The organism is Bradyrhizobium sp. 31Argb (genome assembly GCF_043638955.1).
GTDB lineage: Bacteria > Pseudomonadota > Alphaproteobacteria > Rhizobiales > Xanthobacteraceae > Bradyrhizobium.
In genome coordinates, this window is the sequence record NZ_JBEGDB010000003.1 from 54843 (window position 1) to 69636 (window position 14794).

The window sequence follows — 14794 nt, forward strand, 5'->3', positions numbered from 1 at the left end:
TCGCACAAGCTTGCCGGTCGATTTTTCAGCCAGTCTTAATCCTTGTGTGCGCGCAGGAGTTGCTTCCGCGATGGTGTCCCACGATCGCAAACTATCGGAGATCTCCGGCAATCCGGCTCGATCTCCGAGGAGGCCGCACGCACGAACCTGAAGATCGGAAGATAGCCGGTATGCAATCAGCGCTCTATGTCAGCCTTTCCGCTCAGGTCGCCGTCGAAAAGAGGCTTGAGACCATCGCCAACAATCTGGCGAACATGAAGACGACCGCTTTCCGCGCCGACGCAGTGAAGTTCGAAACGGCAATGTCGCGCGCGGCATCCCAGCCCGTCGCCTTCTCGACTCCCAGAGAAAACTTCATCTCTCGAAGGCCCGGAAGTGTGACGCGGACCGAGAATAGCCTCGACGTCGCCGTCATCGGGAACACATGGATGGGGTTTACCGGTCCCACCGGCAAGGCTTACACACGGGACGGCCGGATGCAGATCAACCGCACTGGCGAATTGCAGACCGTTTCAGGGTTCCCCGTGCTCGATGCAGGCGGTACGCCGATCATCGTCGATCCCGAGGGCGGACCGCTAACGATCTCGCGAGACGGGACCATTACGCAAAACAACAACCAGGTCGGGGTGCTCGGCCTGTTCGACATTCCTGTGGGCGCAAAGCTGGAGCGCTACGGCAATTCGGGGGTCATTCCGGACCGTGCCGCGACGCCCGTCGTCGATTTCATGTACACCGGCTTCCAGCAGGGCTTTGTCGAGGAGTCCAACGTCGACCCGCTGTCGGAGCTGACACAGTTGATCACCGCGTCGCGGGCGTTCCAGAGCGTCACCTCGCTCGTCGAGGGCTCCGAGGGCACAATGCAGAACGCGATTCGCTCGCTTGGCGAACCGTCCAAGGCATAGCGGCCAGCAACACAGGAGCCTGGTAATCGATGAATGCGCTGGAGCGGCTGGAATCGACGCTTTCGTCGCTCCGCAAGGACGTGCCGACGGTCCGGGTGGGCGGCACCGTTTCAGAGGTCGCGCCGACGCATTACCGCGTGTCGGGCCTCTCGCGATTCGTAAGACTGGGCGAGTTGATCGGGCTCGAAATCGATGGCCAGGTACAACTCGGCGAGGTCGTTCGTATCGACGGGAACGGCGTCACTGCCAAGCCGTTCGATTCCCACATCGGGGCGGGCCTGGGTCTCGTTGCCTATCGTCATCCACCGAAGACGATCTCGCCACATCCAAGTTGGAAGGGCCGGGTGCTCAACGCCCTCGCCGAGCCGATCGACGACGCTGGCACGTTGCACGTCGGCGACCGGGTGATGTCAACGGATGCGAGCCCACCGCCCGCCATCAGCCGTGCCCGCGTGCGCACGCCGTTGCGGACGGGAGTGCGCGTGCTGGATCTGTTTACGCCGCTCTGCGTCGGGCAGCGCATTGGTATTTTTGCCGGGTCAGGCGTCGGCAAGACGACGTTGCTATCCATGATTGCGCAAAGCCAGGGCTTCGACACCGTCGTCACGGCCTTGGTCGGCGAACGCGGCCGCGAGGTACGCGAATTCCTCGAGGAGGCACTGGTTCACCATCGATCGCGCGCGATCACGGTGGTGTCCACGAGCGACGAAAGTCCGATGATGCGCCGGATGGCGGCAAAGACCGCCACCACGATCGCCGAATATTTTCGGGATCGCGGCGAATCGGTGCTGCTGATCGTCGATTCGGTCACACGCTTCGCTCACGCGGCCCGCGAAATCGCGCTGGCCACCGGCGAGCCCGCGGTTGCGCGCGGCTACGCCCCAAGCGTCTTTAGCGAGCTGCCGCGCCTGCTCGAACGGTCCGGACCCGGCATCGACGGACAGGGCTCAATCACCGGCATTTATTCCGTGCTCGTCGATGGCGATGACCACAATGAGCCGGTAGCAGACACGGTGCGCGGCACCCTCGATGGGCACATCGTGCTTGACCGGGAGGTCGCAGATCAGGGGCGCTATCCCGCCGTCAATGTACTTTCATCGGTATCGCGCCTGGCCCAACAAGTCTGGACCGCGGACGAACGCAATTTGCTGCGAAAGTTGCGCGCCATGATCGCGCGCTTCGAGGACACGCGCGATCTTCGCTTGATGGGCGGTTATCAGCCGGGTCGCGACGGCGAACTCGATCAAGCTGTCCAACTCGTTCCGAAGATCTACGATCTGATGCGGCAAGCGCCGTCGGACCCGCCGAGCCGTGAGCCGTATCAGGAATTGCTGAACCTCATCAAGGCCGCAATCGAGTAGCGATTTGGCTTTCTGGGCACCAAGACCATCGCAGTGTCGTACATGCGCGCGACGATCGGCTCTCCCCTGTTCGCCTCGAAACCCTTCCACTTTGCGCGAGGGTGATTGTGATTGCGCAGGCTGCGGGAGGGACCGTGAGGCGACGCGAGTTCATAGCGCTCCTCGGCAGCGCGGCGGCAATCCGGCCGTTCGGCGCGCGTGCAGAGCGGTTGCCGGAACGCATCCTTTATTTCACACTCTCCGCCGGCTATCGGCACGAAGTCATACCGCTTTCCGAGTCAATACTGACACAGCTTGGACGGAGTTCCGGCGCCTTTGAGGTCACTGCCACAGAAGACATATCCGAGTTTTCGACCGACAACCTCAGACGCTATGCCGGGGTGATGTTCTTCACCACCGGAGAACTCCCAATGAAGGACGCTGAAAAAGCAGCTCTTCTCAATTTTGTGCGCTCCGGCGGTGGTTTCCTCGGCGTTCACTCAGCCACGGACACGTTCTACACTTGGCCGGATTATCTTGATCTGATCGGCGGTTACTTCGATGGTCATCCATGGCATCAGGCCGTGACCATCAATGTCGTTGATCCCGGCAATCCACTGGTGGCGCATCTCGGCGATACCTTGCAGTTCGAGGACGAGATCTACCAGATCAGAGACTTCGACCATCGCGGATCACAGGTGCTGCTACGCCTCGACCAAAACTCGGTGGACCTTGGCAAGCCGGGTGTGCATCAACGGTCCTATGGCTGGCCCCTCGCCTGGACCCGATCTTACGGCCGGGGGCGAGTGTTCTATACGGCGCTGGGCCACGAGGCTTCAGTATGGCGCGACGCTCGATTCCAACGCCTCCTTACGAACGCCATCCTTTGGTCTATCGGAAGGTCACCATAACTTTGTCGCTCCTGACGCTCGCCGGATTTCTCACAGCAAGAAGGCAAGCGCCGCCTCGCAGCGATCTTCTATCTTCAGCGTGAGCAGGTGATCGGCACGAGTCCGACCGAGATTGACGGCCGCGATCGGCAGGCCATTTTGAGCCGCCATCTGCGCGAAGCGAAAGCCGGAATAGACCATAAGCGAGGAACCGACGATCAACATGCCGTCGGCTTCGTTCAGATCGCTCTTGGCGGTGGCGACGATGTCGCGCGGAACATTTTCGCCGAAGAAGACGACATCCGGCTTGAGAACGCCGCCGCACAATCGGCAGGTCGGTACGACAAAGCTTGAGAAATCTTCGTTCTCAACGTCAGCGTCCCCGTCCGGAGCGTCCGCGGCGTCCAAAGCAAGCCACGCGCCATTCAAGCGAGCCAGTTCGTCCTGAAAAGTCGATCTCGGCGTCGTCGACGCGCATCCCAGGCACCGAACCATATCAAGTCGTCCATGCAGATCGATGACCTGCTTGCTGCCAGCAGCCTGATGAAGCCCATCCACATTTTGGGTCAGGAGAATCTTGCTTCGCCCCTTCGCTTCCAGCTTGGCCAGCGCATGGTGGGCGTCGTTAGGTAATGCACGGCCAAACCTCCTCCACCCGATCAAACTCCGTGCCCAATAGCGCTGCTGGGTCGCGTGCTCTCGAATGAAAGCCTGGAAGGTTACCGGCGGCGTCCGCTTCCACTTGCCGTCGCTATCGCGATAGTCCGGGATGCCGGAATTGGTGCTGCAGCCTGCTCCCGTCAGAACGAACAGACGTGAGTGGCGGTTGATGAAGTCCTCGAGCGCATGGTCTTGCATGGTCGGCAATATTTAGTGCGTCGGTATCACTGGCGCTAGTAGGAGCGCACGCTCTCTGCGCCGGGCTCCGAGACGGTCCGGTCTGAACATCACCTCCGCGGCGGAACGCGATCTGCCTGGCCGATGGGGGTCCTTGCAAGGTATTGAAAACGTCCATTTCATAGACATTTTTGTGAGAGGCGGGGACACGACCGCCCCTTCGAATGCTGCATTTGCTCCCAACCCCACCTAATGTCCGGAATGCGAATGAAAGATTCGACATCCGCCAGCCTGCGCAGCCTGCCATCTGTCTCGGCGATCTTGAATTCGGATTCGGCTGTCGCCCTGTTGCAGCGCTTTGGGCGCGTGGCGTCGACTGAGGCTATTCGCGCGACGATCGACGACGCCCGGAACGAGATAAGGAGCGGTGCCCCGCCTCCCAGCATCGAGGACGTTGCGCTTCGCGCCTTGGCGCTGCTCAACGAACGGGACATGTCAGGACTGCGTTCGGTGTTCAATCTGACCGGGACCATTCTGCACACCAACCTCGGCCGGGCCTCGCTTGCCGAGGAGGCGATCGAGGCGGCTGTGGCAGCAATGCGCGGCCCCGTCGCACTCGAATTCGATCTCTCGACGGGCAAGCGGGGCGAGCGCGATGATCACGTGCGGCAGCTCCTTTGCGAGCTGACCGGCGCGGAAGACGCAACCATCGTCAACAACAATGCAGCGGCGGTTCTGCTCTGCCTCAACACGCTGGCTCAAGGGCGCGAAGCGATCGTCTCGCGCGGCGAACTGATCGAGATTGGCGGCGCCTTCCGTATGCCTGATATCATGGCGCGGGCCGGTGCAAACATGGTCGAAGTGGGAACCACCAACCGAACGCACGCGAAGGATTACCGCGCGGCACTGAGCGAACGGACCGGCGTCATCCTGAAAGTTCATACGTCGAACTATCGCATCCAGGGCTTCACGGCTGAAGTCGGCGCCGCGGAACTCGCGACCATCGCCGGCGAAGCGAACGTTCCGCTGCTGAACGATCTCGGGTCCGGCACGCTGGTCGATCTTTCGAAATACGGTTTGCAAAAGGAGCCGACGGTGCGGGAGGCGGTTGCGGCCGGCGCCGGCCTCGTGACATTTTCGGGCGATAAGCTGCTTGGCGGACCTCAGGCAGGTTTCGTTGTCGGCAAGACATCCTTGATCGCCGCGATCAACCGCAATCCGATGAAGCGTGCGCTCCGCGTCGACAAGGTCAGACTTGCCGCCATCGAGGCGACGTTGAAGCTCTATCGCGATCCGGATCGGCTGGCCGAGCGATTGCCGACTTTGCGTTTGCTGGCGCGCACCAAGACGGATATCGAAGCTCAAGCTGGCCGGTTGCGCCCGGTCGTCGCTCAAGCCGTTGGCAAGGCTTACACGGTGGATTTGTGCAATTGTGAAAGCCAGATCGGCTCCGGCGCGCTGCCGCTCGACACCATCGCCAGCGCAGGTCTTGTGATTCGCTCCGCCTCCGGAAGCGGCGCGCTCGACCGACTGGCGGCCGCCTTGCGCGAGTTGCGACGGCCTGTGATCGGACGAATTGCAGATGATGGCCTGACGCTGGATTTGCGCTGCCTGTCGGAGGAAGATGAATTCGTATCCACGCTTTCCGAATTGAATCCTGCCGAATTGAATCCTGATGCGCCGACCTGAGCAATGATCATCGGAACGGCCGGCCATATCGATCATGGCAAGACCGCGTTGGTCAAAGCATTGACCGGTGTCGATGGCGACCGGCTGAAGGAAGAAAAGGCGCGTGGCATCACCATCGATCTCGGCTTCGCCTATCTGCCCGTCGATGGCGGGGAGATCCTGGGCTTTATCGACGTTCCAGGTCACGAGCGCCTGGTACATACCATGCTCGCCGGCGCAAGCGGCATTGACTTCGCCTTGCTCGTGATCGCCGCAGATGACGGCATCATGCCGCAAACGCTGGAGCACCTGGCGATCATCGATCTGCTTGGCATCAGGCACGGAATCGTCGCGCTGACCAAGTCCGATCTGGTTTCGCCGCAGCGGCTTGCTGATCTCTCCGCACAAGTCCGCGAAGCAATCGGAGGGACCTCCATTGAGGGAGCCGACATTGTCCCGGTGTCCGCGCCGACGGGGCGGGGAATTGACGACCTGCGCGCAAGGCTGGCGGCGTCGGCAAAGCATGTTTCCCAACGTTCGGCGGCGGGCCGTTTTCGGCTTGCCGTTGACCGCGTCTTTACCCTCCAGGGGATAGGCGTTGTCGTTACCGGCACGGTGTTGTCCGGTTCCGTTCGCGTCGAGGATCACATCCTCATTAGTCCGTCGGGCCTGCCTGCGCGCGTGCGGTCCCTGCATGCTCAGAACAAACCGGCGGAGATCGGACGAGCCGGAGACCGTTGCGCGCTCAATCTCGCCGGCGAAGGCATCACGAAAGAGAGCATTCATCGAGGCGATGTGGTGCTGGATCCCGACCTGCACGCGCCAGCGGATCGGATCGATGCCAGGCTGCGTCTGTTGCCGGGCGAGACCAAACCGATCAAGCAATGGCTTCCGGTCCGGTTGCACCACGCCTCTACCGAAATAGGCGCGCGCATCGTGCTGCTGGGCGATGAGCCCGTTCGTCCAGGCGCGACGGCCGATGTTCAACTCGTGCTGGAGCGGCCGATCGCCGCCGCCATTCCGGATCGCTACGTGATCCGCGATGCGTCCGCGCAACGCACGATGGGCGGCGGTTATTTCATCGATCTGCGTCCGCCGAAGCGGCGGCGCGGAACGGCCGAACGGCGGGCGCAGCGTGCCGCCCTTGCGCTTTTCGATCCGCTGACTGCTTTCAAGAAGCTGCTGGCCACATCGCCATTCGCCTGGGACCTCGCCGCCTTTGCAAGAGGCCGCGCGCTGTCCGCGACAGAAGCAAAGCGCATCGAAGACGCACTGGACCTGGTTGTCCTGGAGACGCGGGAATCGAGACTCGCGCTCGCCCCCGACCGTTGGCAATTGGTGCTCGCCGAGCTCACTGAGCACGTCGCCGCCTACCATCGCGACAATCCCGATCTGCAAGGGATCGGACGCGAGAAACTCCGGCTTATGTTCCAGCCGCCGCTGCCGGCGGCGGAATTCGCCGCAGCGTTGCAAAAAATGGCGTCGATGGGTCATGTTGTCCTCGACGGCTCCTTTGTGCGCTTGCCCACCCATGCCGTGCGTCTTTCGCCCAGAGATGAAGAATCCTGGGCCACGGTCCAACCGCTCCTGGCAGGAGGCGCCCGCTTCCGCCCGCCACGCGTGCGCGACATCGCAGCCGCAACGGGGCATCCGGAGCGCGACATCCGCAGGCTGTTGAAGCTGGCCGGCCGGATGGGCTGGGCCGACGAGATTGCCCACGACCATTTCTTCTTGCGCGGCACGGTCCTTGAAATGGTGGGCATCGTTGCCGACCTTGCCGGCCGTTCCGCGAACGGCGTTTTCACCGCTGCGCAATTTCGCGACCGTGTCGAGAACGGCCGAAAGGTCGCCATCCAGATCCTCGACTTCTTCGATCGGCATGGCGTGACTGTCAACAAGGATGACATGCGCCGGATAAACCGGCATCGTCTGGACTTGTTCGGACCCCTGGTGCATTCAACCGATCAAATACAGGGAAGAGAATCGTCCCCGGTGGGGCGTTCGGACTTCAAATCCGAGTGAGGCAGCGAGCCTGTCTTTGGTGGGTTCGACTCCCGCTCTCTTCCGCCACTTCCTGAATGACCTAGATGATCTCAATGGCGGGCTCGCCTGCGCCGACCGATCCAATGATGCTGGCGCGCGGATAACCGGCCGCTTTGATCATCGCACAGATCGCCTCAGCTCGATCCGCCTTGCAGGCCACCAGCAACCCACCGGACGTTTGCGGATCGGTCAACAGCGCTCGCCGCCATGACGGCAACTCGAGTGGCAGCACCACCTGTTGGCCATAGCTCGCCCAGTTGCGCTCGGATGCGCCGGTAATGTAGCCCGAAAGCGCCAGCCGCTGCGCCGCTTCGAGAAACGGGATGCGGCTCTGCTCTATCGTCAGGCGCACGCGGGCCCCTCGCGCGATTTCAAGGCCATGCCCCAACAGGCCGAACCCGGTCACATCGGTGATGCCATGGACATCCGCGTTGTCACCCAGCACCTGACCGATCCGGTTCAGCAAGGTCGTTGATGCAATCATCTCCGCATAGGCCTCGTCGGAGAGCGCGCGTTTCTTGAAGGCGGCCGAATAGATGCCGATGCCAATGCCCTTGGTCAGGATCAACGCGTCGCCGGGACGGGCGCCGGAATTCTTGCGAACGTTATCCGGGCTGCACAACCCGATCACGGCAAGACCATAGATCGGCTCTACGGAATCGATCGAATGACCGCCCGCGATGGGAATGCCGGCCTCAGCGCAGATCGACGCGCCGCCGCCCAGAATCCCCTGCACGGTTTCGATCGGAAGTTTTCCGAGCGGCATGCCGAGAATGGCGAGCGCCATGATCGGCTTTCCGCCCATGGCATAGACGTCGGATATCGCGTTCGCCGCCGCGATCCGCCCGAAATCATGCGGATCGTCTACGACCGGCATGAAGAAGTCGGTGGTTGCGACAATGCAGGTCTTGTCGTCGATCTGCCAGACCGCGGCGTCATCCCCGGTTTCGGTGCCGACGAGGAGCTGTGCGTAAGGCGCAGCCGCTGCTTGATTGGCGAGAAGTTGCTGGAGAACGGACGGGGCCAGTTTGCAGCCGCAGCCTCCTCCATGGGCAAGATCAGTCAAACGAACGGATGGTGTCAACATGGATCAACCTTCTCCCGTCAGCAGCAATGGATTGGGTGCGTGACGCGACCAGCCGGCTTCGCCGACAAGCACATCGAGCCCGAGTGTCGCGAGATCGTCGGCGAACGGGTCGGCCTTGGTGTCCTGCTTCTGGTAGATCATCTTCGCATAGGTATGGCATTCGTTGCAGGTCTCGGCTTTGACCGCGTCGCTGTCACCTTCGATACCTTCGAGCGCGACTGAGCGCGATTCGCCGCAAGTAATGCAAACCGCGCGAACGTGATTCCACGCCGTCGAGCAGAGCGAGCAGTAAAGATAACGCACGCCCGGCGTCTGCCCCGACGCCGTCACCAGACCTGCGCTGGGTGTCGAGCCGCAGCACGGGCAAAGTCCGCGGCGCTCCAACAAACGAAGCGACGATGCGGGCAGGCTCGCCGCCATGCGCGTGAAATAGACCTGCAATGCGGCGGCAATGTAGAGCGCCGCGCCGGCCTGCGAAGCTCCGACGTGGCCGTGAAGGAATGCATCGGCCAACCGCTCGAGCGTGGCGGCGTCGCTTGCGCGCAGTTCCGCCATGACCGCCAGCGCTTGTGGCGGCGCAGATGCGTCGTCGAAATTATCCAGTAATGCCGTCAAGCCGTCGCGCCAGGCAGAATCTCTGCGATGTCCATCCGCAGCGAGCGGCGGCATGCGGGCTTCGACCGCCTGTTCGACAGCAAATCGGTCGGGGGGCACGGGAGACTTCGCGGTGATCGCCGCGGCCTGCTGAGCCCGAGCGAGGTGCGACATGAAACGCAGCCAGTCTTCCATCGGATGCCCGGGCGCCAACGCAGCGAGCCGAGTGGATGTATTGGCGAATCTTTTCAACGGATCGGCAAGCACGATCGCCTCCGGAGCTTTGACGCCTCCGAGAACGCCCTCCCATTTTCCCTGCGGTGCGACTTCGCCTTGCCTCACGAACCGCTCCTTATCGATGGAGTGTCATGGCTTACGCGAGGCACCGGTCCTTTCGACCCTGTTTCTGCCAAACGTGTGAACCACTTGCGATGGTGCCGATATGCCCAGCCCAGCGTGACATAGCCTTGGGTCATGGCCCGCATCGAGCCTCTGATCCAGAGGCCGGCATAGACGTGGATGATCCATACGATGATCGCCCCGATGGCCGCCAGGCTATGGATCAGCACGGCGATCCGCTGCTGCTCGATCGTCGTGTACGACGAAAAATAGACTTCCCAGATTACAAGGCCGCTAAAGAACAGAACCGGCACCAGCAGAGCCATGGCCCAGAACACGAACTTCTGGCCGGCATTGAATCGCGCGACTGCCGGGACGCCGTCTTCCTCATTGACGAGAACGCGGGTGATGGCCCCAGTCCAGGCGAGATCGTCGCGCGTCCACATTTCATCGCGCCAGAACTGAATGATCAACCCGGTGTAACTGATGAACAGAACAACGCCGATCCATGGATGCGCGGCGCGCGTCCATTGGCCGCCGCCGAACAGGTTCGACAAGAAGAACAGCATTGGATGAAACATCGCCAGGCCCGACAACACCAGAAGCACGAAACAGCCACCGGTGATCCAGTGGTTGATCCGGCTGGCCGCCGAATAGCGGATGATGGTGCCGCTGGGATATGTCATCGCGGCTTCTCCGCTGAACGCAACAGCCGCTCCGCTTCGGCTTCATCTTCAGGCTGCACGTCATTCGGCCCGACCGTGATCCAGTGGAAGAATCCGGCCAGCGCGGTGAACGCAAGACCGGCGAGCGCGACGGGCTTGATCAGCCCCTTCCAGAAGCTGACGAAATCACTGATATGCGGCTGTTCCGGCAAGTCCGAATAAATCGATGGCTTATCGGCGTGATGCAGAACATACATCACGTGCGTGCCGCTGACGCCCGGAGGATCGTAAAGCCCGGCATTCTCGAAGCCGCGCGATTTCAGATCCTTGATCCGCTCTTGAGCCCAATCCGTCATGTCGCTCTTCGTCCCGAACATGATCGCGCCTGTCGGGCAGGTCTTGACGCAAGCCGGCTCCAGCCCCACCGACACCCGATCCGAGCACAGCGTGCATTTGTAGGACTTGTGATCGGTCTGGCTGATGCGCGGAATATTGAACGGACACCCTTTCACGCAATAGCCGCAGCCGATGCAGGCGTCGCTGACAAAATCCACGATCCCATTCGCATATTGCACGATAGCGCCGGGCGCCGGGCAGGCTTTGAGACAACCGGGATCTTCGCAGTGCATGCAGCCATCCTTGCGGATCAGCCACTCCAGATCGCCTTTTTCATTCTCCCATTGGTTGAAACGCATCAGCGTCCAGACTTCTGGGCCTAGATCCATCGGATTTTCGTAAGAGCCTTCGAAATATCCGACTTCGGGACGAAGGTTGTTCCATTCCATGCATGCCGACTGGCAGGCCTTGCAGCCAATGCAACGCGTCACATCGATGAGTTTTGCAACCTGTTGCTCGTAGTTGCGCGCTGCGGGAGGCGTCAAGGTCGTCGCTGAGCGCCGAATGTAGTCCTGGGACTGTAGGTCTGCCATTGATCGCTCCTTCAGGCCGCCGGACCGGTTGCTTTTTCGACGTTCACCAGGAACGCCTTGAATTCCGGCGTCTGCGTGTTCGCATCGCCCACTGAAGGAGTCAGCGTATTGGCGCCGAATCCCTTTCGCGCCTGCCCCGTGAAACCCCAGTGCAGGGGCACGCCGATCACATGTGTCGGTTTCCCGTCGACCGTCAAAGGCTTGATGCGCTTGGTGACGTAAGCCTTGCAGACGATGAAGCCGCGCTTCGAGGACACTCGCACCCAGCCGCCCTGGTCGATGCCCTTTTCCTTGGCCAGCGCTTCGCCAATCTCGACGAACTCCTCCGGCTGGAGGATTGCGTTGATGAGCGCGTGCTTGGTCCAGAAATGGAAATGCTCGGTGAGCCGATAGGTGGTGCCGACATACGGAAATTCGGACGAGGTGCCGAAATCTGCGCGATCATCGGCAAACACGCGCGCCACCGGATTGGACCTCACCTTCGGATGGAGGACATTTTGAGATGGCGACTCCAGCGGCTCATAGTGCTCAGGGAACGGACCATCCACCATCTGGTCGCGCGCGAACAATCGTCCGGTGCCTTCGGCATTCATGATGAACGGACCGACGCCATCGGACGGCTTCGTCGTCGGCGTGTAGTCGGGAACATCAATGCCGACCCACTGCTTGCCATTCCATTCGATGATGGGCTTCTCCGGATTCCACGCCTTGCCATTGAGATCGGCGCTGGCGCGATTGTAGAGAATTCGCCGATTGGCCGGCCACGCCCAGGCCCAGTTCGGAGCGATACCCTGCTCCCGTGGATCGCTGGCGTCGCGCCGCGCCATCTGGTTGCCCTTCTCGGTGTAGCAACCCGTGAAGATCCAGCAGCCGCTTGCCGTAGTGCCGTCGTCGCGCAGTTGCGCGAAGCCGTCGAGCAGCTTGCCCGCAGCCACCGTCACCGCGCCGGTCGCGTCCTTGAGATCGACCAGCGCCCGGCCGTTCATGTCCTTCGCCAATTCCTCCGGATCGGGGCTGGTCGGGTCGGTATAATTCCAGGTCATGTTGAGGATCGGATCCGGGAATGCGCCGCCCTCCTTGCGGTACAGCTCGCGCATACGATGATAGATGCCGCTCATGATCCAGATATCCGACTTCGCGTCGCCCGGCGGCTCGGCAGCCTTCCAGTGCCATTGCAGCCAGCGCGCGGAATTGACCAGTGAGCCGTTCTCTTCGGCAAAGCAGGTCGTCGGCAACTGGAAGACTTCGGTCTGGATCTGGGACGGATCAACGGGATTCTGGGGCCCGAAATTTTCCCAGAACCGCGAGGTCTCCGTGTCCAGCGGATCCATCGTCACCAGGAATTTCAGCTTGCTGAGGCCGCGGCGAATCTTGCCGCGATCCGGGAATGCCTGCAACGGATTGAAGCCCTGGCAGATGTAACCGTTCATCTCGCCCTGGTTCATCATTTCGAACGCGCGGATGATGTCGTAGAGGGGAACGTCGAGCTTGGGCAACCAGTCATAGGCCCAGTCATTGTCCGATGTCGCAGACTCGCCGAACATCGCTTTCTGGAAGCTGACAATGAATTTTCGGTAGTTCTGCCAATAACTGACCTGACCGGGACGCAGCGGCTTGTACTGCCGCGTCTTCATGTAGTCCTCGAAGGTCGTCTCCTGATCCGTCGGCAGATACAGATAGCCGGGAATCTGGTTCGACAGCAGACCGACATCCGTCAGGCCCTGAATGTTGGAATGGCCGCGCAGCGCGTTCATGCCGCCGCCGGCGACGCCGATATTGCCGAGCAGCAATTGGACCATCGCCATGGTGCGGATATTCTGCGAGCCGACGGAATGCTGCGTCCAGCCGAGCGCGAACAGGCATGTCAGTGCCTTATCGGGCGCCGCCGTGGTGGCGATCAGCTCATAGACCTGCAGAAGCTTGTCCTGCGGCGTGCCGCTGATACGCGACACCATCTCCGGCGTATAGCGATCGACATGCTGGCGCATCAAGTTGATGACGCAGCGCGGATTCTGCCAGGTGTCGTCAACCTTGGCGAAGCCCTGTTCGTCGAGCTCGAAATCCCAGCTCGATCTATCGTAGGTCTTCTTCTCCTCGTCATAGCCGCTGAAGAGCCCATCCGCGAATCCGAAACTCTCCTTCACGATCAGGCCGGCGTTGGTGTAGTGCTTCACATATTCATGCTGGATCGCATTCTTTTCCAGCAAGTAACGGATCAGCCCGTTCAGGAACGCAATGTCGGTGCCCGGACGGATCGGCGCATACATGTCAGCGACCGAAGCGGTGCGCGTGAAGCGGGGATCGACAACCACCAGTTTGGCGCCGTTCTCGATCTTGGCTTCGATCACCCATTTGAAGCCGCACGGATGCGCTTCAGCGGCGTTACCGCCCATCACGATCACCACATTGGCATTCTTGATGTCCTGCCAGGTGTTGGTCATCGCACCGCGACCGAATGATGGGGCCAAACTGGCCACCGTCGGTCCGTGTCAGACACGCGCCTGGTTGTCGAAAACCACCATGCCGAGCGCGCGCACGACCTTCCATGTCGCGTAGGAGGTCTCGGTCGACGACGCAGACGCAGCCAGCATGCCGGTGCTGGTCCATCGATTCACGGTCGTGCCGGCGGCGTTCTTGGCGATGAAATTCTTGTCGCGGTCGTCCTTCATCAGCCGCGCGATACGGTCGAGCGCGAAGTCCCAGCTGACTTCCTTGAACGCGTTGCTACCGGGAGCGCGATAGCGCGGCGCTCTCAGCCGCGTCGGCGCATGAACGACGTCCAAGAGGCCCGCGCCTTTCGGACAAAGCGTCCCGCGGTTCACCGGATGATCCGGATCGCCCTCGATATGGATGATGTTGGATCGCGCATTCTTGGCACGGTCGCCCATGCTGTAGATCAGTATGCCGCAGGCGACAGAGCAATAGGTGCAGGTGTTGCGGGTCTCGGTCGCGGCCGCCAATTTGTACGGCCGAACCGCGGCGGCGAGCGCCTCGCCGGTATAGCCAAAGCCGAGTGCACCGACGCTGGAGGCTGCAAGGCTGGTGCCGGTGAGTTTGATGAATCCGCGACGACTCAAATTCATTGTCATCCTCCGAACCCGCGCCACAAACCTTACACCCATAATAATAGTAAGTTGGGGCCGCGTTCTCACAAGAGAAAACAGGGCGGTCAACCCAGCATAGATCAACAATCCTCGACTGCGTCAGCCCCTCTACCGCTTTCATTCGTGCGTTTTCGAAAGGCGATGTCTCATCGTCAGGTCGCAGTGCAATGCCAGCATAGCTCGAAGATCATCCGCGCAGACCTCTCCACGCGAATGATGGGTTTCGCTGCGCTCTACCCATCCTACGATTATCGTCGAACCTCGCACCGCTGTCGTCCCTGCGAATGCAGAGACCCATAGCCACAGAGAGGTGTTGTGGCGGGAGCAATTGGTTGCAGCGGAGCGCACCACAGAGGCCTGTGGTTATGGGGCCCGGGTCAAGCCCGGGACGACGGG

At 61.3% G+C, this 14794-nt stretch carries 11 protein-coding genes and 1 tRNA gene; 6 read left to right on the plus strand and 6 right to left on the minus strand.

Annotated features, from left to right (window positions below; all coding sequences use genetic code 11):
- Positions 1–170 precede the first annotated feature (170 nt).
- From flgF to AAFX91_RS01220, 3 genes are all read left to right on the plus strand, one after another.
- Complete coding sequence (flgF, locus tag AAFX91_RS01210; protein ID WP_394565310.1) at positions 171–902, plus strand: flagellar basal-body rod protein FlgF; 732 nt, start codon at positions 171–173, stop codon at positions 900–902.
- A 29-nt stretch (positions 903–931) separates the two neighbouring features.
- Positions 932–2263 carry a flagellar protein export ATPase FliI gene (gene fliI / locus AAFX91_RS01215; protein WP_394565311.1) on the plus strand — a complete coding sequence of 444 codons (1332 nt, stop codon included), beginning with the start codon at positions 932–934 and terminating at the stop codon, positions 2261–2263.
- Between the two features lie 134 nt (positions 2264–2397).
- On the plus strand, positions 2398–3153 hold the full coding sequence (locus AAFX91_RS01220) for a ThuA domain-containing protein (protein WP_394565312.1): 756 nt from the start codon (positions 2398–2400) through the stop codon (positions 3151–3153).
- A 30-nt stretch (positions 3154–3183) separates the two neighbouring features.
- Here AAFX91_RS01220 and AAFX91_RS01225 read toward each other — a convergent pair whose 3' ends face one another.
- On the minus strand, positions 3184–3990 hold the full coding sequence (locus AAFX91_RS01225) for an NAD-dependent protein deacetylase (protein WP_394565313.1): 807 nt from the start codon (positions 3988–3990) through the stop codon (positions 3184–3186).
- A 246-nt stretch (positions 3991–4236) separates the two neighbouring features.
- Between AAFX91_RS01225 and selA the strand changes: the two genes are divergently transcribed.
- The 3 genes from selA (at position 4237) to AAFX91_RS01240 (ending at position 7707) form a co-directional block, all read left to right on the plus strand.
- Complete coding sequence (gene selA / locus AAFX91_RS01230; protein ID WP_394565314.1) at positions 4237–5658, plus strand: L-seryl-tRNA(Sec) selenium transferase; 1422 nt, start codon at positions 4237–4239, stop codon at positions 5656–5658.
- 3 nt (positions 5659–5661) lie between these two features.
- Positions 5662–7659 (plus strand): selenocysteine-specific translation elongation factor, encoded by a 1998-nt coding sequence (gene selB, locus AAFX91_RS01235; protein ID WP_394565329.1) that lies wholly within the window; start codon positions 5662–5664, stop codon positions 7657–7659.
- Positions 7612–7707, plus strand: a tRNA-Sec gene (locus tag AAFX91_RS01240). The genes selB and AAFX91_RS01240 overlap by 48 nt, the downstream gene beginning before the upstream one ends.
- 13 nt (positions 7708–7720) lie before the next feature.
- On the opposite strand, the gene selD is transcribed toward AAFX91_RS01240, so the two are convergent.
- The 5 genes from selD to fdnG all read right to left on the minus strand — a co-directional run bounded on the left by selD (position 7721) and on the right by fdnG (position 14377).
- The gene (gene selD / locus AAFX91_RS01245) at positions 7721–8767 is read right to left on the minus strand and encodes a selenide, water dikinase SelD (protein WP_394565315.1); all 1047 of its coding nucleotides are present in this window, start codon (positions 8765–8767) and stop codon (positions 7721–7723) included.
- Positions 8768–8770: 3 nt separating this feature from the next.
- Complete coding sequence (gene fdhE / locus AAFX91_RS01250; RefSeq protein ID WP_394565316.1) at positions 8771–9628, minus strand: formate dehydrogenase accessory protein FdhE; 858 nt, start codon at positions 9626–9628, stop codon at positions 8771–8773.
- A gap of 71 nt (positions 9629–9699) precedes the next feature.
- Positions 9700–10386 carry a formate dehydrogenase subunit gamma gene (locus AAFX91_RS01255; protein WP_394565317.1) on the minus strand — a complete coding sequence of 229 codons (687 nt, stop codon included), beginning with the start codon at positions 10384–10386 and terminating at the stop codon, positions 9700–9702.
- Positions 10383–11294, minus strand: coding sequence for a formate dehydrogenase subunit beta (fdxH, locus tag AAFX91_RS01260; RefSeq protein WP_394565318.1), 912 nt, complete (start codon positions 11292–11294; stop codon positions 10383–10385). Before fdxH ends, AAFX91_RS01255 begins: the two co-directional genes overlap by 4 nt.
- An 11-nt stretch (positions 11295–11305) precedes the next feature.
- Positions 11306–14377, minus strand: coding sequence for a formate dehydrogenase-N subunit alpha (gene fdnG / locus AAFX91_RS01265; protein WP_394565319.1), 3072 nt, complete (start codon positions 14375–14377; stop codon positions 11306–11308).
- Between the last annotated feature and the right edge of the window lie 417 nt (positions 14378–14794).